This window comes from Virgibacillus sp. DJP39, assembly GCF_049310925.1.
In the GTDB taxonomy this organism is placed as follows: domain Bacteria; phylum Bacillota; class Bacilli; order Bacillales; family Amphibacillaceae; genus Virgibacillus_F.
In genome coordinates this window covers 1-18,486 of the sequence record NZ_JBMERP010000073.1, presented here as the reverse complement: position 1 = coordinate 18,486, position 18,486 = coordinate 1, and the positions used below count along the sequence as shown (strand labels likewise).

Below are 18,486 nucleotides of genomic sequence, written 5' to 3'. Positions count from 1 at the left end.
GGAAGCAGAGATCATATATCTGCTTCTTTTTGTTTGGCTCATTTTGTTAGTTTTGTTGCTTTTTAGTCTCACAGTTGATTAAAACTGCGACATAGTGAAAACTCTTTTGACGCCGCCGTTCCGGCAGAATACTTCGCTTCCCACGGCCACAGTCTCCTCAGAAGCAAAGAACGCTTCTTCCGGGGTCTTCGGACTCGCGCTGTTCCCGTAGGAGTCTTCGTATTCTGCCTTCACTAAGAAAAGTGCGCAACCCCTAGGTTTGACTGGGACTCCTTTACCCTTGAGAAGAAAGCTATCTAAGCTGCGGAAAAATGCGAGACTCCAGTGGGAAAGGAACAGTCTGAAGACCCCGCAGTGAGCGGTAGATGATGAGGGCCGACTAAGACCGTCCTTTGCGGACAACATCGACATACCCCTTGCCGGGGCAAGGAGGCTGAAGCGTTCCCCATGGAAAGCGAGTGTTTTTCCGCAGCGTTGGATCAGCACCAATTTAGTAAAGGTTGGTAGGAATTAACTCAGTGCATACGTCGCAGTTTATAGTTACTCTGTCAAAACTACAATCTTTAAAAAAAACAGCCTTTTACTTTTAACCTATAAGAAAAAATGGGGTAGTTAAATTTATGTAATAATAGTAGAATTGATTTATCTGATTTTTAAAAACAATAGATGCTGGGCGGTCAAGATTATGAGGTTCGTTAAAATAGGTGTGTTTTATCTGATAGGTGTTTTTGGCATTATTTGTATAAGTGTTTTCCCACACTTTTTTGAAACAGCTGGTTTATCTAATCCTTTGGAATATGTAAAGGATTTATGGTCTTTCTTTTTAGCGATTTTTCAGACTGAGTCATGGATGTATCAAGCGCTTCGCTCACCAGGTGATTATTCTCTAATTGGAACATTGTGGGAGCCATATATCTATTCGATGCAGATTTTTCTTGGTGCAATTATACTAGGGTTTCTTCTGGCATTTATTTTTTCCTTTATCACAAATTTTCTCCCAAGAAAAATAATGCAATGGACCAAGAGAGCATTAGATCTTTTGGAATCAGTACCAGATGTAATTATTGCTGTCTCATTGCAAGCCTTCAGTATCTATATTTACAAAAAGGTTGGCGTGGATTTGTTTAGTGTTGCAGGTTATATGGACGAAAAGGTATTTTTTGCTCCAATTGTGACATTAGCAATCTTGCCGATGATCTCTTTATTTAAAATTTTACTTTTTAGGATAGAAGAGGAGTTTTTGAAAGATTATGCAGTCTTTTTAAAAAGTAAGGGTATTCATAAGACGGGTATTCTGGTAAGGCATATATTTAAGAACGTGTTACCAGCAACATTTCAGCATTCCAAGGTAATCATCTGGGCTATGTTGTCCAGTCAATTTGTTATTGAATATCTGTTTAATATAGACGGATTAACTTTTTTTATTTTAGATAGCTTTAACTCTATGACAATTGCAGTGTCACTCGTATTGATATTTACGCCTTTTTTTATCTTTTTTCAATTAATGGACTTATGGATATACGATGAGCCTTTATATAGCGAGGAAATAATAACGAAGCGAAAAAAGGCGATAAATCCAGTCCGTTCGATTAAGCATTGGGTTAGTAGTGCGTCACGTATCAGATTGCATACCATTAAACCATGGAAACCTATTATTTATGCTGCGCGGATATTTTTAAATCAACTGAAAAACTCTAAATTTATGATTGGCAGCTTGTTTTTTGTACTAGTAATTGGTATAAGTGTTATTTACTCCACTACTACAAATGACCATGTTGATCAGGTTCGAATAATTTATGAAGCAGATGGTTTAACTATAAAGAGTATGCCACCACACCCTCCAGGAATGCCGTTTTTGCTTGGGTCTGATAATGTTGGATTCGATTATTTGGATCGCCTTATTATTGGGGCGAAGTTTACGTTAATATTTGGTCTGTTAATAGCGGGACTCAGGGTTTTATTTGGTTTATTAGGTGGTATTCTTTTTGCTTTCTTTTTAAAAGATAAAAAACAGGACTGGGTCGAAAAGTTGGTGGACGCTATCCATTTCCTTCCATTAACCGTTATTGCTTATGTACTCCTTCAGCCTATTCTGGCTGTAAGACCAGGTATGGAAACATACACATTAGCCGAGCGCATTCTTCTGGAAATCATTGTCTTAACTGTTATCGTAATTCCATTGACTACGGTTTTAATAGGCAATAATATTAAACATGTTCTACAAAGTGAATTCATTATAAGTGCTCGGGTTCTCGGAGGAAATAAATTTCATATTTTAAGAAGACATGTATTACCTCATATTGGACCCAGAGTTGCCATTCTATTTGGCCAACAGTTTATTCAAGTATTAATTGTCTTTATTCATTTAGGAGTATTCCAGTTCTTTTTTGGTGGAACAATTTTTAGATCTGGGTCTCCTCCAACGTCCGTTACAAATGAATGGTCAGGTTTGATTGGAGCAGCGAAAAATGAAATAGGAAGCGGAAATACTGATGTTTGGTTGATTCTATGTCCATTAGTAGCGTTCATGCTAAGTATAATTGCTATGCAGCTCATAATAGATGGAGTGAAAGAGACGCAGCAAGCTAAAGTCGGAGTAATGTATCTGACCAGCAAAGCCAGAAAAACAAAAAATGGTGAGAAAAGTAATGATAGTAAAGAACACAAAATAACTTCAGAAAGCTTCCAGAGAATAGGAAATGATAGAGGGTAGAACTAATTTGTGCTTGTTTAGTGACAATCTACTCCGGTTTACCAGTAATAGTTATTTTTATTTTTCCATTGTTAAATTTCCTGATTAATGAATAGTAATAATAATAAGAGATAGACGTTAGGTTATGGTGGCGAACATTTTCAAGTACTCCTTGATTATTAATTGCTCTACTAGATCTGACGTTCTCTTTTTTCAGTTTATACCAATGATCAAACGAGGGTCTTACTATTTTGTCGAGCATATGAGCGTCTTCCTCATTTGATTCCCCCAGTCGGTTAAGCTGTTCGATCATGTCATTCTTGCTTAAGATGCCCATCCCATGCCCATAATAAAGGTTATCACCCAGGAATACAGAATTCTCCCCGCGCCATTGTGGTTTAACATAATCGGGGTTATTAAAATAAACGATATCACCTGGGATAGGTTCTTTTACTTTCGTATTTTGTATACCAAGGTCTGAATCAGCCTCCCAACTATATAAATACAAATCCTCAAAATATGTGTTGAATTTTTCAGAACCAAGATAATTAAGTGCTGCATAGTAGTATAGAATAATTATGGCTGTTGCACATTCGAATGCGTATTTTGCACCGTTATTAAATATATCCTGAACAGCAGCAGAAGATTTAACCCCCTCCAATTTTCGAATACCCCCTTGGTCCGTTACAGCCCAATACATCTTATTAGCTTTCGTTTCTTCAAAAACAGCAAATCTAGCTTTACTGTCGTTTAGATTTTTTGCAGCGTCAATAATAGACTCCCTTATAAGTACGGTATTCTCCAACTCTTTAGAGGATTGATAACTATAAACCTTTTTACTTTTGTCCATCTGCTTTAAAATCTGCCTGCCTTCAGCCGTGACAGATACCTTTTTACTTAACTTATCCCAATGTATCGTCTTACCTTTTATTGTTATCATTTTAAATACACCTTTTTCTTAGGAGTCTTTACCACAGTGTATACAGATCAATTGAATTCGTGATAGTTGGCTAGTAGTTTGGAATTTAAAACCTCCAAGTTTTAATTATTAATAAAAAAATTAAGAAGTAGTAAATAATATCAGCACTTTATACTAAAAATACAAGTATTACTTACTTTGTGAAGGATGTTGTATATGAAAGTAGCTGAATTACTTGTCAAGTGTATGGAAAATGAAGGGGTTGAATATATATTTGGTGTTCCTGGTGAAGAAAATATTGATGTAATGGACGCGCTTCGTGATTCAAAAATTAATTTTATCGTAACAAGACATGAAACAAGTGCTGCCTTTATGGCTGGAATGTATGGTAGATTAACTGGAAAGCCTGGTGTATGCTTGGCAACCCTCGGGCCAGGCGCAACTAACCTGTTAACTGGTGTAGCAAACGCAAATATGGACCTCAGTCCTATTGTAGCAATAACAGGACAAGCAGGACTTGAACGTCAACATAAAACTTCCCATCAGTACTATGATCTTGTTGCAATTTACCAACCTGTAACAAAGTGGAATGCACAGGTGAAAAAAGCCGAAATAGTTCCAGAAGTCGTACGAAAAGCTTTTCAAGTTGCGACTCAGGACAAATTTGGCGCCACACACATCGATCTTCCAGAAGATGTTGCAGCAATGGAAGTGGAGGGAGAACCGCTCCCAGTCATAGGCCATACAATGTCAGAAGCTGACGATCCTGTGATAGATCAAGCTGCAAAGTTGATTGATAAAGCCAAAAAACCGCTTATTTTGGCTGGTAATGGAATTACAAGAGATAATGCATCCAGCAACTTACGAACTCTTGTCCAGGACACAAACATTCCGGTTGTTCACACATTTATGGGAAAGGGGGCACTTTCCTGGCAGGATGAGCACAGTATGTTAACCGCTGGTATGGGTGGGAAAGACTATATCACATGTGGATTTGATGAGTCTGACTTGATTATTGCAATTGGATTTGACATAGCAGAATATCCACCAATAAATTGGAATCCAAAGTCCAAGACAGCTGTCCTGCACATTGATACACAGGAAGCCGAAACAGATGCTCATTATCCTGTTAAGTTAAACGTGATTGGTGATATTAAAGAAAATTTAAGGAAGCTGAAAACCTCCATAGTAACTAAAGATAGAAACATTGACTGGATTAAATCTGTTCGTGAGAAAACATTGTCTGAGCTTGAAGAGTTCAAGAATGATAAAAGTTTTCCTGTAAAACCGCAGAAAATCATTTCTGACTTACGTGCTGTTTTAAATGAAGAAAGCATTGTTATATCTGATGTTGGTGCCCATAAAATGTGGGTCGCAAGAATGTTTCATTGTTATCAACCAAATACGTGTTTAATTTCCAACGGATTAGCGTCTATGGGGGTAGCTGTTCCTGGTGCGATTGCAGCCAAAATGGTGAACCCTAAGAAAAATGTTGTGGCAGTATGTGGCGATGGGTCCTTTCAGATGACAAGTGCAGAGCTTGAGACGGCAATGCGGTTAAATTTAGCGATTGTTATCCTGTTGTGGAGAGATGAAGGATATGGATTAATTGAATGGCACCAAATGAAAGCATTTAAGCGGTCTTCCCATATTAAATTTGGAAATCCAGATTTTGTTCAACTAGCAAAATCTTATGGATTTGAAGCGGTCAAAATTGAAAAAACGCAGGATTTAAAGTCAACTTTGGAATGGGCAATTAGTTTAAATAAACCAGTTTTAATCGATTGTCCAGTCGATTACCGTGAGAATATGAAGTTAACGGAGAAATTAGGAAAAATTAAATGCTAAGGAGGGGTGAATATGCAGATTGGTTCGATTATAGAGGGCAAGGAGCGAAATGAAGAAAACCGGGAATCCATGCTGGTGGTCAATCCATATAATCAAGAAACAGTTGCGGAGCTGAAACTGGCAACAAAACAAGATCTTGATGACGCTGTAAACTCATGTTTTTCTATTTTTCATTCGACTATGAAGGTTATGCCCGCACACGAACGCGCAGATATTTTAAAAACGGCGGCAGATTTACTGGAAGAACAAAAAGAAGATTTCGCGTTAACCATTTGTAAGGAAGCTGGCAAGCCAATCACAGGTAGTCGTGGAGAAGTAGAGAGGTCTGTTCAGGTTATTCGTTTTGCAGCCGAGCTTGCCAAAAATATCACTGGTGAAGTCATTCCAATGGATGCTGCAATTGGAGGCGAAAATAAACTGGGGTTTGTGAAACGAATACCACTTGGTGTGGTAGGAGCTATAACGCCATTCAATTTTCCATTAAACCTGTCTCTGCATAAAATAGCACCCGCCTTAGCAGCTGGAAATACAGTGGTTTTTAAACCGGCAGAAAAGACACCGGTTACTGCTTATAAACTTGTTAAATTATTTCAAGAAGCAGGACTTCCTGATGGTGTCATTAATCTGCTTATTGGAACGGGTATTGACGTAGGTGAACCACTTGTGACCCATGAAAAGGTTCACAAAATAAGTTTTACAGGAAGCTTAGCAGTTGGTAGGAAGATACGTGAAACAGCCGGATTTAAAAAAGTAACACTTGAACTGGGATCAAACTCCCCTAATATATTATTTAACGATGCAAATATTGAGTATGCAGCTAAAGAGCTAGTTAAAGGGGCATTTGCATTCTCAGGTCAAGTTTGTATCTCAGCCCAAAGAATTTATGTTCAGAAGGATATTTATGATACATTCCTTGAGGATTACATTAAGCAAACGAAATCATTGAAGATAGGCGATCCTGCTGATGAACAGACTAATATCGGACCGATGATTAATGAGGAAGCAGCAAAACGTGCAAAGCAATGGATTGATGATGCGGTCGAGCATGGTGCTAAGGTTGAAACAGGTGGCGAACGAAATGGTACTGTCCTGTCTCCCACGATTATGTCAAATGTTGATGAAAATATGAAGATAATAGCGGAAGAAGTTTTTGCCCCGATAGTGTCTGTCATTCCTTTTGAAACAGAAGAAGAGGTAGTCGGGTATTCGAATGATTCCATTTATGGTCTTCAAGCAGGTGTCTTTACTAAAGATATAAATCGAGCATTACGTGTTGCTGAAAAACTGGAAATGGGTGGCGTCTGGATTAACGAAATCTCCACTTATAGACAGGATAACCATCCGTATGGTGGAGTTAAGCAAAGTGGTATTGGAAAAGAAGGCGTTAAATATGCCATAGAGGATATGACGGAAATGAAATTTATCGGTATTAAACTGGAGAGAGAAATTATGTAACCTAGTTAGAAGTTAATAGGAGCCATCCCATTTAAATTAGGGATGGCTTCTTTTAATTTCATGGTGGAATGCTTAGCCATTACTCAGTGCTAAAAGCTTCTTATTTCTTTCACTTCGTTCTGCATCAGAAGAGAGGTCATATTTTTTTAGTAAATGAAACAAATCGTTCAATTCTTCCTGTGTGGACTCGTTCTTTAAAAAATCATTAACTACCCCTTTTACTTTATCAGGTAAGTATGATTCCTGAGAGTGGAATTTCTTCAAAACATCTTCATGTGAATGATCAATTGAGCACTTCCCCATTTTATATCACCTTTCTTTGACTAAAGTATTCTTATGTATAGTATAGATGGGATGAGTAGTTTATTCTAGTGATAGAGTGATAGTGCCAACTAACATACACGGAAATCGAGCACTGATTGACCGAAGTCGAGCGCTGATTCAAATTATCGAGCGCCAGTTAGCCCTAACCGAGCACTGATTTAAATTATCGGGCGCCATTTGGTTGGTGCTCGATTTTACTGTGGTGGTGCTCGAAAAAACAATTTGGTGCTCGAATTCGTCTTATTGGAACTCGAAAATACACACAATACAATACACACCGCCCGTGGCATATCCGAGCACACATTACATTCCAAACACATTACTGGATTTTTTTAAGTTCGACTGTTTATGATATGCAGGTGGGTTAAGTAAAAACAATAAGAAATAGGGGGGTCGAAAGAAATGACAACAGCAGATGCAAGTGAAGAATATGAACCCATTTTAAGTAAATCAGAAAAAAAGAAGATTATCTTCCTAATGTGTTCTGTATTACTATTTTCTGTTATGAACGGAACAATGTTTATGATAGCCGTACCAGATATTGCAAAATCTTTCTCGCTACTTCCATCACAGGTAAGCTGGGTAGTGACTGGCTATATCATCCTGTATGCAATTGGTGCGTTGATGTACGGCAAATTAGCCGATATATATCCTTTGAAAACACTATTGACAGTTGGTCTTAGCCTGTTTGCTTTTGGTTCAATATTAGGTTTCTTTTCACCAACCTTTCTAATGGTCGTCCTTTCACGCATGGTTCAGGCGACAGGTGCATCTTCTATTCTAGCTTTGGCATTCATTGTGCCATCAAGATATTTTTGGAAAGAAAGAGGTAGGGTATTAGGTGTCGTTTCAAGTACGATGGCTTTTGCCTCAGGTATTGGTCCAGTAATCGGGGGATTCGTAGCGGGTGCACTGAACTGGCAATTTTTATTTTTAATTTCCGCACTCGTTTTAATTACGATTCCGTTCTTTCGGATCTGGATGCCTGAGGAAGAGAAGAAAGACGGAAAAGTAGATATACTTGGGGCTGTGTTCATCGCATTAGCCGTAGCTACTCTTATTCTATTTATTACATTATTAACGTGGTGGTATATTGTCATTAGCGTTGTATTCTTTTGTTTTTTCACGTGGAGAATAGTAACTAGTAATAACCCTTTTATTCGTCCGGAATTGTTTAAGAACGCAGCTTACCGCACAACTATTATTACCGGATTTTTTGCGGTTATGACCATGATGGGGATGATGTTTATCATGCCTCTAATGTTAAGTGAGGTTAATGGATTAAGTTCACTATTAATAGGTCTTACTTTATTCCCAGGAGCAATGGTTGCTGCTTTTATGGGGAAATGGGCAGGATTTTTAACCGATAAGCAAGGTAGTAAGCAAGTAGTTTATATTGCTTTTGGGCTCATGGTTTCGGGGTTCTTTCTGTTGTCTACTCTTACTGGAAGTGAAACTTGGTTGATTAGTACCATAATTATTATCAGCTTTATCGCTTTTCCATTTATCCAGACAGCCACTGCAGATTTAATTTCAACAGTCCTCCCTAGAAATGAAATTGGGGTTGGGATGGGGATTTACAATTTAGTTAATTTTATGTCTGGGGCCTTTGGTGGTGCTATTATCGGAAAGATACTAGATTATGACAGCACTGTGAAACTTAACCCGTTTTCACTTGCACAAGGGAATGCGGTTGTCTATAGTAACGTTTTTACTGGATTTGTGTTGTTGACGATTTTAAATGGCTTTTTCTTTTATTTTTCATTTAAAAATAAGAAGCTTTAATGCTAAATTTCAAGTCCGTTCAATCCTAAAATTAATTGCATTACTGATTAAACGTTAACTTGAAGATATAATTCAATTCAACTAAGAAAGTTCGCTAATAAAGCGAGCTTATTTTTTGATTCGAAATAGGTCCTGAACACAAACCATTTGAGGTGCTACTGAATTCAATTTTAAACTTCTCCTTTGCGGAAGAATCAGATGACTAGAGGGATGATGTGCAGATATGTTTTTTTCATAAGAGTTAACTAGGCTCAGTAACCCAAGCGTTTTTAATGAGCCTTCTTCAAATTTTTATGTTTAAATTTTCACTAATTTAGCAACATACATAATGTAAGGCATTTTACAAAATTTGAAGGAGGGGAAATGTATGAATAAAACAAAGTATCTCGCACCGGTGGCAGCCATTGGATTAACGATCGGTCTTGGCGTAAGCAGTGTTTCTGCTGAGAAGACAACTGTGACTATTGAAAAGGGTGATACACTTTGGAGTATTGCTCAGCAATATGAGGAAGTGTCGGTTAATGATCTATATGAATGGAACCCTGGCGTTGATGCGGACGCTCTTCAAGTAGGTTCTGAACTCACTGTTAACACTACAGGAGAGAATAGTGATGAGGGAACTCTAAATGAAGAATTTCATACCGTGACTCCAGGCAGTACTCTTACTAGCATTGCCAACCTTCACGCGGGTTTGACGTTAGCAGATTTATATGACCTGAACCCCGGCATTGATCCTAGAAATTTAAAAATTGGCTCAGAGGTAAGAGTTAGTACAGATAATGAACTCAATGAAAAGTATCACACCGTAAGTCCTGGTAGCACACTAACTAGTATTGCTAATCTTCATGCAGGTTTGACGTTAGCAGAATTATACGAATTAAATCCTGATATTGAGCCACGTAATCTGCAAATTGGTCAAGAGGTTAGAGTTCAATAAAAAATAGCATATTAGTTTTATAAACTGAATTATCCCCAGTATCACTTACAGGTACTGGGGATAATTTTATCTTGAGACATCTTTTTTGTGATCTCTTTTGCGAGAGTAGCTGTTGCTATGTTGTCAAACAAAAAATAACCACCCCTGCAAGAAAGCATTTTGGATGATTATTTTACACTCAGTATAATTATAAATGTTCAGGCTATCTGGGTAAAATTGAGCAAAACGCTACTCCCTATTAAAATTCGATATTTTCGAAATGTGTAGTATTTTGGCAAATTTAGCTATTATCGATAGTAATAAACCACTGACTGTGATAAATGGTGGATAACTAGGGTTTCCTGCTTTATATACAGTTTGATTTTAAGATTGCTATTTACTATGATTAATAGTGTCGTCATTATACGTATCTCCAGCGAAACTTCCTTCAGTCTTTAACCTCGTCCTAGCGACGTACTATTTACTTATTTTCTGGATACGAAAAAAATAAAAAAGGGGTAATCAAATGAAAAAAATCTTACTATTATTATCTACTACCGTTTTACTAGTGCTTTCAGCCTGTGGAGGTTCAGAATCAGGTTCAGAAGGTGAAATTGATAAACTTGTTTTTGGTGATGCTGGATGGAACAGTATCAAAGTGCATAACAGCATAGCACAAAAAATTATAGAAGAGGGTTATGGTATAGACACAGAAGTGATTTCTGGTTCTACTGCAGCAACATTAACAGGATTTATTGAAGGCGACATTGATGTATATATGGAAATTTGGACAGAAAACACTAAAGAAGTATATGAAAATGCAATCGAATCTGGGGATATCAAAAAAACTTCTGTAAACTTTGATGATAATACTCAGGGATTATATGTTCCGACATATGTCATTGAAGGTGATGAAGAGCGTGGTATCGAGGCAGTTGCACCAGATTTGAAAACGGTTGAGGATTTAAAAAAATATCCTGAATTATTTGCTGATCCAGCAGAACCAGATAAAGGCCGTTTAATCAATGCCCCAAGTGGTTGGGCTGTTGAAAAAACAATCACACAGAAAATGGAAACATATGGTTTGAACGATACATTTGTAAACTTTAAGCCTGGTTCCGATGCAGCTATTGTCGCGTCATTAACAGATGCATATAAAGCTGGGGAGCCATGGGTAGGATATTACTGGTCACCAACTGCTGTGACTGCTAAGTTTGATTTAACGTTATTAGAGGAACCAGAATTTGATCAAGAAACATGGGAGAAAACAAAAGGTACAGAATTCCCTCCAAATGATGTTGTAGTTGCTGTTCATAAAGACATACCTGAAGCAGCACCTGAAGTTGTGAAGTTTTTAAATAACTATGAGACTAGTAGTGCACTAACTGAAGACGCGTTAATGTACATGACATCAAAAGAGGACATTTCTGCTGAGGAAGCAGCAATTTGGTGGATGAACGAACATGAAGATGTTTGGACTAAATGGGTACCTGAAGACGTGGCCAAAAAAGTCAAGGACTCTATTAACGAATAAATCTTTTAGCAGCCGGCCGCTAATGGTTGGCTGCTTTTCTAATTTAAAAGAAAGAGGTGGTACCTATGGGTGCATTTCCTAGTATAAATACTAATGTTGGTGATTATGTTGAAGTATTTGTGGATTTTCTGGATGAATCACTTGATAAATTTTTTGAATTTATCTACATTTTATCATCGCAAATTATCAATGGAATTGAAGGAGTTTTACTTTGGATGCCTTGGTGGGTGTTCATTCTAGCTATTGTCTTGCTAGGATGGTATTTTAAATCAATTTTATCTGGTGTTCTATATGGTGCCTTTGTGTTTTTGATAGGTACATTTGGGTTATGGGAAGATATGATGACCACGATTGCAATTGTAATGGCGGCTGTAAGTATTTCCTTGTTAATTGGAATTCCATTAGGTGTATGGATGGCGTTTAATAAAGGAATATCGACTATTATGCGACCATTGTTAGACGCGATGCAAACGATGCCGAGTTTCGTATATTTAATCCCTGCAATATTCTTCTTTGGATTAGGAAATATATCTGCAATCTTTGCGACATTAATTTATGCAGTTCCACCCGTTATAAGACTTACAGAACTTGCAATCCGTGGTGTTGATAAGGAAGTAATTGAATCAGCACAATCTTTCGGATCATCAAAATGGCAAATGCTATTCAAAATTCAACTTCCACAAGCTCTACCTACTATAATGGCTGGGGTAAACCAGACAACAATGATGGTATTAGCAATGGTTGTAATAGCGTCGATGGTCGGTGCTCAAGGCCTTGGTGAACAAGTTCTAGTATCCATTAATCAAATTGATATTTCACTAGGTTTTGAAGCTGGAATCAGTATTGTATTTTTAGCAATTATAATTGACCGCATCACTGGTGGGGTAGCAGAAAAACTCCAGAAGCATAGGAGGGTAAGCTAATGACTTCTAAGATAAAACTTGAACATGTTTCAAAAATATTTGGAAACAAACCAAAATCAGTTATCCCTAAAATTAAAGACGGAATGAGTAAAGAAGACATTCTGAGGGAAACGGGCCAAACAGTGGGAGTCTATGACGCTTCACTGGAAATAAAACAAGGTGAGATATTTGTTATTATGGGACTTTCAGGTAGCGGTAAATCGACGTTGATCCGTTGTTTTAACCTATTAAATAAGCCTACTTATGGTTCGATTTTCATTGACGGGGAAGACATCGTTAAGTTAAACAGTGCTAAATTAAAAAAAGTCAGACAGGAAAAAATAGCAATGGTTTTTCAGCACTTTGGTCTTTTCAGTCATCGTACTATTATAGCAAACGTAGAGTATGGACTGGAAATTCGTAATATTTCCAAAGATGAACGCCGCAAGATTGCACAAAATAACATTGATATTGTTGGTCTCAAAGGTTATGAGGATAAATACCCGGATCAGCTTTCTGGTGGTATGCAACAACGTGTAGGATTAGCACGTGCACTAGCTAACGACCCAGACATCCTTTTAATGGATGAACCATTTAGTGCACTTGATCCATTAATACGCCGTGAGATGCAACTTGAGTTACTGGATATCCAGGATCGTTTGCAAAAAACAATTATATTTATCACACATGATGTTAATGAAGCATTTAAATTGGGCGATAGGGTAGCGGTTATGAAGGATGGTAAAATCAATCAGGTAGGAACACCTGAAGAAATCATCGAAAAACCCGCGAATGACTATATATCTGATTTTATTAAAGATATAGACCGTTCAAAGATCTTTCAAGCAGAGCATGTAATGATTAAGCCGCATGCACTAGTCTCAATGAAGGATGGTCTAAATGTCGCTAGAAAAGAAATGGAAGACAACGGAATATCCAGCGTATTTGTTGTTGATCGCGGTCGACATTTAAAAGGTATTGTGACAATTGACGATGCAATAAAAGGGATAAAAGAAAAAAAATCACTTGAAGATGTGTTACGTCATGATGTTACAATCGTACAACAAGATGAATATGTTAATGATTTAATTCCTAAAGCATTGGAATCAAGTTTTCCTCTTGCTGTTGTAAATCACGAGGAAAAGTTGGTCGGATTTATTCTACGGGTTCATGTTCTGTCTGGTTTGGTTTCAGATGACGTAAACGAAAGTAATGAATATCACGGATAATAAATAATTTTAAAAAGGGAGTCGATCACATAAGATCGGTTCCCTTTTTTGTTAATTTCTCGCTTTAACTGCTAATACATAATAAAAAACAATTAAGGAACAATAAATATAGAATTCCGTCAACCAAAGAAGTAAAGCAAATGGAGGGTATTTATATGGAGCAGCAAAGCCTACATCAGAAATTGCAACAAGCCAGCCAGGATATTAAAGAAGCCCAAGAGGCTGTTCGTCTTGCACAGGGTTCTAATCCTGAATTAATTCAACAAGCAGAACAAGTCCTGCAACGTGCCGAAGAGGAGTTACAAAATGCGCGGAGCCAGGCTGGAACTGAAGCGACTGAAAACCCACAATTCCAACAGGCATCTGAACAACTGCACGACACTCGTCAGCAAGTGCAGGAAGCTCAACAAAATAGTGACGATATTTTGTAAGAAAAATGCAATAGAATACTTTCTATAAAACTGTTACAAAAAAAGCACAATCCTGTTAACGGATTAGTGCTTTTTTTTTAGCCGTAAAGAAGGTATAAAACCTTTCTTTCTGCATAAGTACAACTTAGGCTTTCGCCATAAGGCAAGTTTTCTAATGAAAAATAGTTAATTTAAATCTTAGAAATTGAAAAGTTTACAAAGGAATTGTAGCATAGTAGTTGTATTAATAAAAATAGGCACGTGCAATACAATAGATTAGAAAGAGGGGGAGAAATATAAAATGGATACGATGAATGAAGTTGTGGAAGGTTGGCTAAAGCACAGACTGGTAGTTCATGATTTACTTGAAATAGTGGAAGATGAGCATGTTAATTTTAAACCTTGGGACAATGCAGTGACATTGGGTGAATTAGCAGTCCACATCGCGACCTCAATGGATATGTTTGTTAAAACGGTTAAAAATGGAAAGTTTACACCGCCATCAGCTCCAAAAGAATATAAAACAATCAATGATGTACGAGAGATTGTAAAGAAATATACAGATATAACAAAAAACGATATGAAAACCCTAAAGAAAACGCATATTACTTCTGAAGTAGAGTTTAACAAAGATAAAGCACCAGGGAGTTTTTGGCTGTCTAATGCAATCGATCACGAAATCCACCATAAAGGTCAATTGTTTACATACGTTCGCATGACCGGTGCACAAAAAATGCCTTTTTTTATGAAGCATCCCAATGAAGTGAAATAAATGTTGATAAATACAATACAAAGAAAAAGCCACTTTTATGGGTGGCTTTTTCTATTGAAGCTAAATTGCGAAAAAAAGATACAGGTTGTAACTTTTTTCTAGCTCGTTACGTTTTAGCAATATAGAGATAAGGGAGGAAACATTCTATTTATTCTGGAACAATTAATGACAATGATATTGCCCAAATTTAGGTGGGGAAAAAGGAAGCAAAAATAATTGAAGTTGAAGGTAATAAAAGATTTTGGTTTGCAGTCAGTAAGTCTAAGTCTGTTGAAGTTAAGGTTGTTGAAAATGATGGAAGCGAGAAAGTTATTAAACAAGTAAAGCGTGAGTTTTAAATGAATAGAAAATGAGCGGATAGCCACTTATTTTTGTAGTGATGTTGGGTTAGAATGTCACACAATTTCCGAAATTTATTATAAATTCATCAATCCTAGGCATAAACACTGGAGTAAATGATGGGACAGGAATAAACTAACTATATAGTTGTAACGAAGGAATTGTAATGGCAATTCCTTTTATTGTTCGCTTTTTCTAATATAGAGAAAAGGTAAAGGGATGAGATTATGAAAGAAAATAAAGCTGTATCAAATGTATTAACTATTTTAGAAGATAAGATTCGATTAATAGAACAAAAAGAAGGCGCAATTTATTTAGTTGGACCTATTCAGCTTCCGGTTGATTTGTATGGAGAGACTGTTGTCTTTCAATGGTATTGCTGGTTAAACTATCATGAGCTAATTGATGACTACAAAGCAATTTTGCACAAACTTAACTCTGCTAATTTAGCTGAATTTCAACAGTGCAGTGCACTGGTTTATGGTGACTTTGCTAATTCTGATGAGGCGCTGGTCAGAATGCATTCTATCTGCCACACTGGAGATATCTTTGGAAGTAAGCGTTGTGATTGCGGATTTCAGTTGAAACAATCCATGAAAAAGATTGCCGAAAATGGTGCGGGAGCTTTATTTTATCTGGCAAACCATGAAGGACGAGGAATTGGCCTGTTCAGCAAAGCTATGGCATATATCCTGCAGGAAAATGGGTATGACACTGTAGATGCTAATTTGGGACTCGGTTATGTAGATGATTCCAGAAACTACAATGATGCGATTGAAGTCCTGAAAACGTTGCGGACTAAGCCGGTTTCACTTATTACAAATAACCCCAAAAAGCTCGAATCGTTACAAAAGGCTGGGCTGCATGTTTCCGGCAGAGAACCCTTGTGGGGAGACAAGTCCGAATTTAACCATGATTATTTACAAACAAAAATAAAACGTTCTGGTCATTTAGATGAAGAGGGTACCTGTCCGGATGACTGACATAGTGGAGGAATTTGCAAATGAGATTTGGTTTTGATATTGATGATACACTAATCAACTTAAGGGAACATGCTTTTACTATTTATAATAAAAAGCTGGGCCTGGATATACCAATAGAAGCATTTTATGAGCTAAAGAGAGTGGAAATACATGAACCATTTGGCTTAACAGAAGAACAGGGGAAAGCTATGTGGAAGGACTCCTTAGAAGAAATTTATTATACTTCCTGTCCACCTTTTCCTGGGGCAGTTGAGACATTGAATGAGCTAAATGAGCAGGGACATGAAATTTATTATATAACGGCCAGGCCAAGTGAACATGGAGAACGAACAAAAAGATGGTTACTTGAGACAGGATTCCCTGTCAAGGATGATAGTTTTTACTATGGTATGAGGGATGAGGAAAAGATACATATTATTCGACAATTAAATCTTGACTATTATGTTGATGATAAGCCAGCAGTTCTTGATACACTTATGCAAGATTCAGTCAAACTACTAGTAAAAGATCAATCCTATAACAAGCATTTAACTATGGAGCGTATTATAAATTGGTCTGACTTAAAGAGGATTATAAACTTAGTGAATTAGGAGGAAACTGCAAAGAAGGAGAATGAAAATGCCTGTTATTAAACATGAGGAATTTATAGTAGCACCTCTAGAATTATGTTTCGACCTTGCAAGAAACGTTGATATCCACACAAGGACTACTCCTGGAACTAAAGAAAAGGCTATAGGAGGAGTTGTAACAGGCTTATTAGAGGAAGGTGATATTGTTACATGGGAAGCGACTCACTTTGGAATAAGACAAAGACTCACAGCTAAGGTGATTCATATGAAAAAGCCTTACAGTTTCGTAGATGTTATGGTAAAAGGAGCGTTTCATTCATTCCATCATACACATCAGTTCTTACAAGAAGCCGATGGAACCATAATGATCGATACATTTGATTATAAATCGCCTCTCGGTTTCATTGGTTCGGCCGCCGATAGGTTGTTTTTAGCCAACTATATGCGTCAATTTATAGTTTCTCGTGCAAAGGAACTTAAAAAACTTGCTGAAAATATCGATGATAAATAAATTGCTGAGTTTTGTTGCAACTACTGATGTTACGATATGTTTAAGAAGGGATTATTAATGCAAAAGAGTAATCGTCACAAGAACAATTACTCTTAACAAATATGGTAGTTGTGATCCAGCAGCTACCTAGTAAGCCAATGCATGTAATTTAAGCCAACTCGGTTTATCCACTCCATATAAAATCCAAGGTGATGGTAGCTCGAATTGATGGTTTTCAGGTAGGGACTGCATTTGCTCCTTTGTTAGATCTACCCAGATATATGTTTCACCATCTGTCTGTTTCATCAGCTTTCTGTAGTCAATGTCAATTGTTTCCCATAACCCTTTTTGAGAGATTATATCATTCCATGGATAGATTACGTGCAGGTAATGGTGTTTCTTTTGATCAGTCTTTGTAATGAGCGCACGAGTTTTGGCATCATTTTCATAAAAGGACCATTGGTTTAAGTCATTGTCCTGAAATAACTCTTTCGAAGCTGGAAAAGAATAGTAGCACTCATAGGGAAATACTGACGAATCATCGTCATACATTGTGCTCAACCAATCTTTTTTTTGCTGCAAATCAGTAACAGGATTCCAGGGTTTAGTACCTGTATCGAAAAGAGATGTATCATAAGTAGTAGCGCTGTATAGGGTGGAATATGTTCCTAACCCAATCTTTTCCATAACTCTTCTTGCTGCACTATTTTCCTCTTGTGTGTTTGCCCCTACCCATTCAATGCCGTTTAGTTGGAATGCTTCGTTCATCATATAAGACATTAATTCCGTAGCATATGCGTTACCCTTATACCGACGATCGCTACGTAATCTTCCCAACATTGCGTACTTTCCTGCATAGATTGAATACCCACCAATACTGACCATCTGGCCGTTAAGGAATAACCCAAATAAACGATTGTTTCCTGATATAAGTTTCTCAAAAATGCGTTTTACATAATCATCATCTGTTCCAGTGTCCATTGATTCCAGATGGGAATAGTCATTGCTATGTAGTATACGAATAATCTTGTCCATGTTAAATCACTCCTTGAAAAAGCTCTTGCTGCTTGCTGTTTGTTTATTTCACCCTCATCATTATAACCTCATTCAGCATTTGTTTTCATCTCCTTTGACTTAAGCATCAACAAACTCCAGAAATAAGAAAAGACTACTCCAGCATTCCAAATCCTAAGCGTTTTATGTGAATAATGAGGCTTACTAACTCCTTTAAAAAATAATGGGTTTTTTATTGTGAAAACTGTATTAACCAACCCGGTCAATACAGTTATAATGCAATTGACCGAGTTGGTCAATGATAA

Annotated in this window: 18 protein-coding genes; 14 read left to right on the top strand and 4 right to left on the bottom strand. The window is 37.2% G+C overall.

What is annotated here, in order from left to right; translation table 11 throughout:
• The first annotated feature begins 685 nt into the window (after positions 1-685).
• Positions 686-2,713 (top strand): ABC transporter permease subunit, encoded by a 2,028-nt coding sequence (locus ACOI1D_RS17360; protein ID WP_422502996.1) that lies wholly within the window; start codon positions 686-688, stop codon positions 2,711-2,713.
• A 28-nt stretch (positions 2,714-2,741) separates the two neighbouring features.
• Here the strand turns inward: ACOI1D_RS17360 and ACOI1D_RS17355 are convergent, their stop codons facing one another.
• Positions 2,742-3,632 carry a protein-glutamine gamma-glutamyltransferase gene (locus tag ACOI1D_RS17355; protein ID WP_422502995.1) on the bottom strand — a complete coding sequence of 297 codons (891 nt, stop codon included), beginning with the start codon at positions 3,630-3,632 and terminating at the stop codon, positions 2,742-2,744.
• A 195-nt stretch (positions 3,633-3,827) separates the two neighbouring features.
• On the opposite strand from ACOI1D_RS17355, the gene ACOI1D_RS17350 reads away from it, so the two are divergent.
• Both ACOI1D_RS17350 and ACOI1D_RS17345 read left to right on the top strand, forming a co-directional pair.
• Positions 3,828-5,459, top strand: a complete 1,632-nt coding sequence (locus tag ACOI1D_RS17350) for an acetolactate synthase large subunit (protein WP_422502994.1) — start codon at positions 3,828-3,830, stop codon at positions 5,457-5,459.
• A 12-nt stretch (positions 5,460-5,471) separates the two neighbouring features.
• Positions 5,472-6,914 (top strand): aldehyde dehydrogenase family protein, encoded by a 1,443-nt coding sequence (locus tag ACOI1D_RS17345; RefSeq protein WP_422502993.1) that lies wholly within the window; start codon positions 5,472-5,474, stop codon positions 6,912-6,914.
• 72 nt (positions 6,915-6,986) lie between these two features.
• On the opposite strand, the gene ACOI1D_RS17340 is transcribed toward ACOI1D_RS17345, so the two are convergent.
• Positions 6,987-7,217, bottom strand: a complete 231-nt coding sequence (locus ACOI1D_RS17340; RefSeq protein ID WP_422502992.1) for a hypothetical protein — start codon at positions 7,215-7,217, stop codon at positions 6,987-6,989.
• A gap of 423 nt (positions 7,218-7,640) precedes the next feature.
• Between ACOI1D_RS17340 and ACOI1D_RS17335 the strand changes: the two genes are divergently transcribed.
• From ACOI1D_RS17335 to ACOI1D_RS17285, 11 genes are all read left to right on the top strand, one after another.
• On the top strand, positions 7,641-9,023 hold the full coding sequence (locus ACOI1D_RS17335) for an MFS transporter (RefSeq protein ID WP_422502990.1): 1,383 nt from the start codon (positions 7,641-7,643) through the stop codon (positions 9,021-9,023).
• Between the two features lie 367 nt (positions 9,024-9,390).
• The gene (locus ACOI1D_RS17330) at positions 9,391-9,960 is read left to right on the top strand and encodes a LysM peptidoglycan-binding domain-containing protein (RefSeq protein WP_422502988.1); all 570 of its coding nucleotides are present in this window, start codon (positions 9,391-9,393) and stop codon (positions 9,958-9,960) included.
• 505 nt (positions 9,961-10,465) lie between these two features.
• The gene (locus tag ACOI1D_RS17325) at positions 10,466-11,473 is read left to right on the top strand and encodes an ABC transporter substrate-binding protein (protein ID WP_422502987.1); all 1,008 of its coding nucleotides are present in this window, start codon (positions 10,466-10,468) and stop codon (positions 11,471-11,473) included.
• A gap of 65 nt (positions 11,474-11,538) precedes the next feature.
• Complete coding sequence (locus tag ACOI1D_RS17320; protein WP_422502985.1) at positions 11,539-12,396, top strand: ABC transporter permease; 858 nt, start codon at positions 11,539-11,541, stop codon at positions 12,394-12,396.
• The gene (locus ACOI1D_RS17315) at positions 12,396-13,604 is read left to right on the top strand and encodes a quaternary amine ABC transporter ATP-binding protein (RefSeq protein WP_422502983.1); all 1,209 of its coding nucleotides are present in this window, start codon (positions 12,396-12,398) and stop codon (positions 13,602-13,604) included. The genes ACOI1D_RS17320 and ACOI1D_RS17315 overlap by 1 nt, the downstream gene beginning before the upstream one ends.
• A gap of 155 nt (positions 13,605-13,759) precedes the next feature.
• Positions 13,760-14,035 (top strand): hypothetical protein, encoded by a 276-nt coding sequence (locus ACOI1D_RS17310; RefSeq protein WP_422502981.1) that lies wholly within the window; start codon positions 13,760-13,762, stop codon positions 14,033-14,035.
• Positions 14,036-14,315: 280 nt separating this feature from the next.
• Positions 14,316-14,786, top strand: coding sequence for a DinB family protein (locus ACOI1D_RS17305; RefSeq protein ID WP_422502980.1), 471 nt, complete (start codon positions 14,316-14,318; stop codon positions 14,784-14,786).
• Positions 14,787-14,977: 191 nt separating this feature from the next.
• Positions 14,978-15,124, top strand: coding sequence for a hypothetical protein (locus ACOI1D_RS17300; RefSeq protein WP_422502979.1), 147 nt, complete (start codon positions 14,978-14,980; stop codon positions 15,122-15,124).
• Between the two features lie 228 nt (positions 15,125-15,352).
• Positions 15,353-16,108: a GTP cyclohydrolase II gene (locus ACOI1D_RS17295; RefSeq protein WP_422502978.1), complete on the top strand. Its 756-nt coding sequence runs from the start codon at positions 15,353-15,355 to the stop codon at positions 16,106-16,108.
• A 20-nt stretch (positions 16,109-16,128) separates the two neighbouring features.
• Positions 16,129-16,698: a 5' nucleotidase, NT5C type gene (locus ACOI1D_RS17290; protein WP_422502976.1), complete on the top strand. Its 570-nt coding sequence runs from the start codon at positions 16,129-16,131 to the stop codon at positions 16,696-16,698.
• A gap of 28 nt (positions 16,699-16,726) precedes the next feature.
• Positions 16,727-17,188: an SRPBCC family protein gene (locus ACOI1D_RS17285; RefSeq protein WP_422502975.1), complete on the top strand. Its 462-nt coding sequence runs from the start codon at positions 16,727-16,729 to the stop codon at positions 17,186-17,188.
• A 126-nt stretch (positions 17,189-17,314) separates the two neighbouring features.
• Here ACOI1D_RS17285 and ACOI1D_RS17280 read toward each other — a convergent pair whose 3' ends face one another.
• Positions 17,315-18,202 (bottom strand): GNAT family N-acetyltransferase, encoded by an 888-nt coding sequence (locus tag ACOI1D_RS17280; protein WP_422502973.1) that lies wholly within the window; start codon positions 18,200-18,202, stop codon positions 17,315-17,317.
• A 68-nt stretch (positions 18,203-18,270) separates the two neighbouring features.
• On the bottom strand, positions 18,271-18,486 hold a 216-nt coding region (locus ACOI1D_RS17275), incomplete at its 5' end, for a hypothetical protein (RefSeq protein WP_422502971.1).

Excerpts from the sequence above, each read along its gene's own strand:
- ACOI1D_RS17360 (WP_422502996.1), top strand. The coding sequence starts at position 686 with ATGAGGTTCGTTAAAATAGGTGTGTTTTATCTGATAGGTGTTTTTGGC.
- ACOI1D_RS17355 (WP_422502995.1), bottom strand. The coding sequence starts at position 3,632 with ATGATAACAATAAAAGGTAAGACGATACATTGGGATAAGTTAAGTAAA.
- ACOI1D_RS17350 (WP_422502994.1), top strand. The coding sequence starts at position 3,828 with ATGAAAGTAGCTGAATTACTTGTCAAGTGTATGGAAAATGAAGGGGTT.
- ACOI1D_RS17345 (WP_422502993.1), top strand. The coding sequence starts at position 5,472 with ATGCAGATTGGTTCGATTATAGAGGGCAAGGAGCGAAATGAAGAAAAC.
- ACOI1D_RS17340 (WP_422502992.1), bottom strand. The coding sequence starts at position 7,217 with ATGGGGAAGTGCTCAATTGATCATTCACATGAAGATGTTTTGAAGAAA.
- ACOI1D_RS17335 (WP_422502990.1), top strand. The coding sequence starts at position 7,641 with ATGACAACAGCAGATGCAAGTGAAGAATATGAACCCATTTTAAGTAAA.
- ACOI1D_RS17330 (WP_422502988.1), top strand. The coding sequence starts at position 9,391 with ATGAATAAAACAAAGTATCTCGCACCGGTGGCAGCCATTGGATTAACG.
- ACOI1D_RS17325 (WP_422502987.1), top strand. The coding sequence starts at position 10,466 with ATGAAAAAAATCTTACTATTATTATCTACTACCGTTTTACTAGTGCTT.
- ACOI1D_RS17320 (WP_422502985.1), top strand. The coding sequence starts at position 11,539 with ATGGGTGCATTTCCTAGTATAAATACTAATGTTGGTGATTATGTTGAA.
- ACOI1D_RS17315 (WP_422502983.1), top strand. The coding sequence starts at position 12,396 with ATGACTTCTAAGATAAAACTTGAACATGTTTCAAAAATATTTGGAAAC.
- ACOI1D_RS17310 (WP_422502981.1), top strand. The coding sequence starts at position 13,760 with ATGGAGCAGCAAAGCCTACATCAGAAATTGCAACAAGCCAGCCAGGAT.
- ACOI1D_RS17305 (WP_422502980.1), top strand. The coding sequence starts at position 14,316 with ATGGATACGATGAATGAAGTTGTGGAAGGTTGGCTAAAGCACAGACTG.
- ACOI1D_RS17295 (WP_422502978.1), top strand. The coding sequence starts at position 15,353 with ATGAAAGAAAATAAAGCTGTATCAAATGTATTAACTATTTTAGAAGAT.
- ACOI1D_RS17290 (WP_422502976.1), top strand. The coding sequence starts at position 16,129 with ATGAGATTTGGTTTTGATATTGATGATACACTAATCAACTTAAGGGAA.
- ACOI1D_RS17285 (WP_422502975.1), top strand. The coding sequence starts at position 16,727 with ATGCCTGTTATTAAACATGAGGAATTTATAGTAGCACCTCTAGAATTA.
- ACOI1D_RS17280 (WP_422502973.1), bottom strand. The coding sequence starts at position 18,202 with ATGGACAAGATTATTCGTATACTACATAGCAATGACTATTCCCATCTG.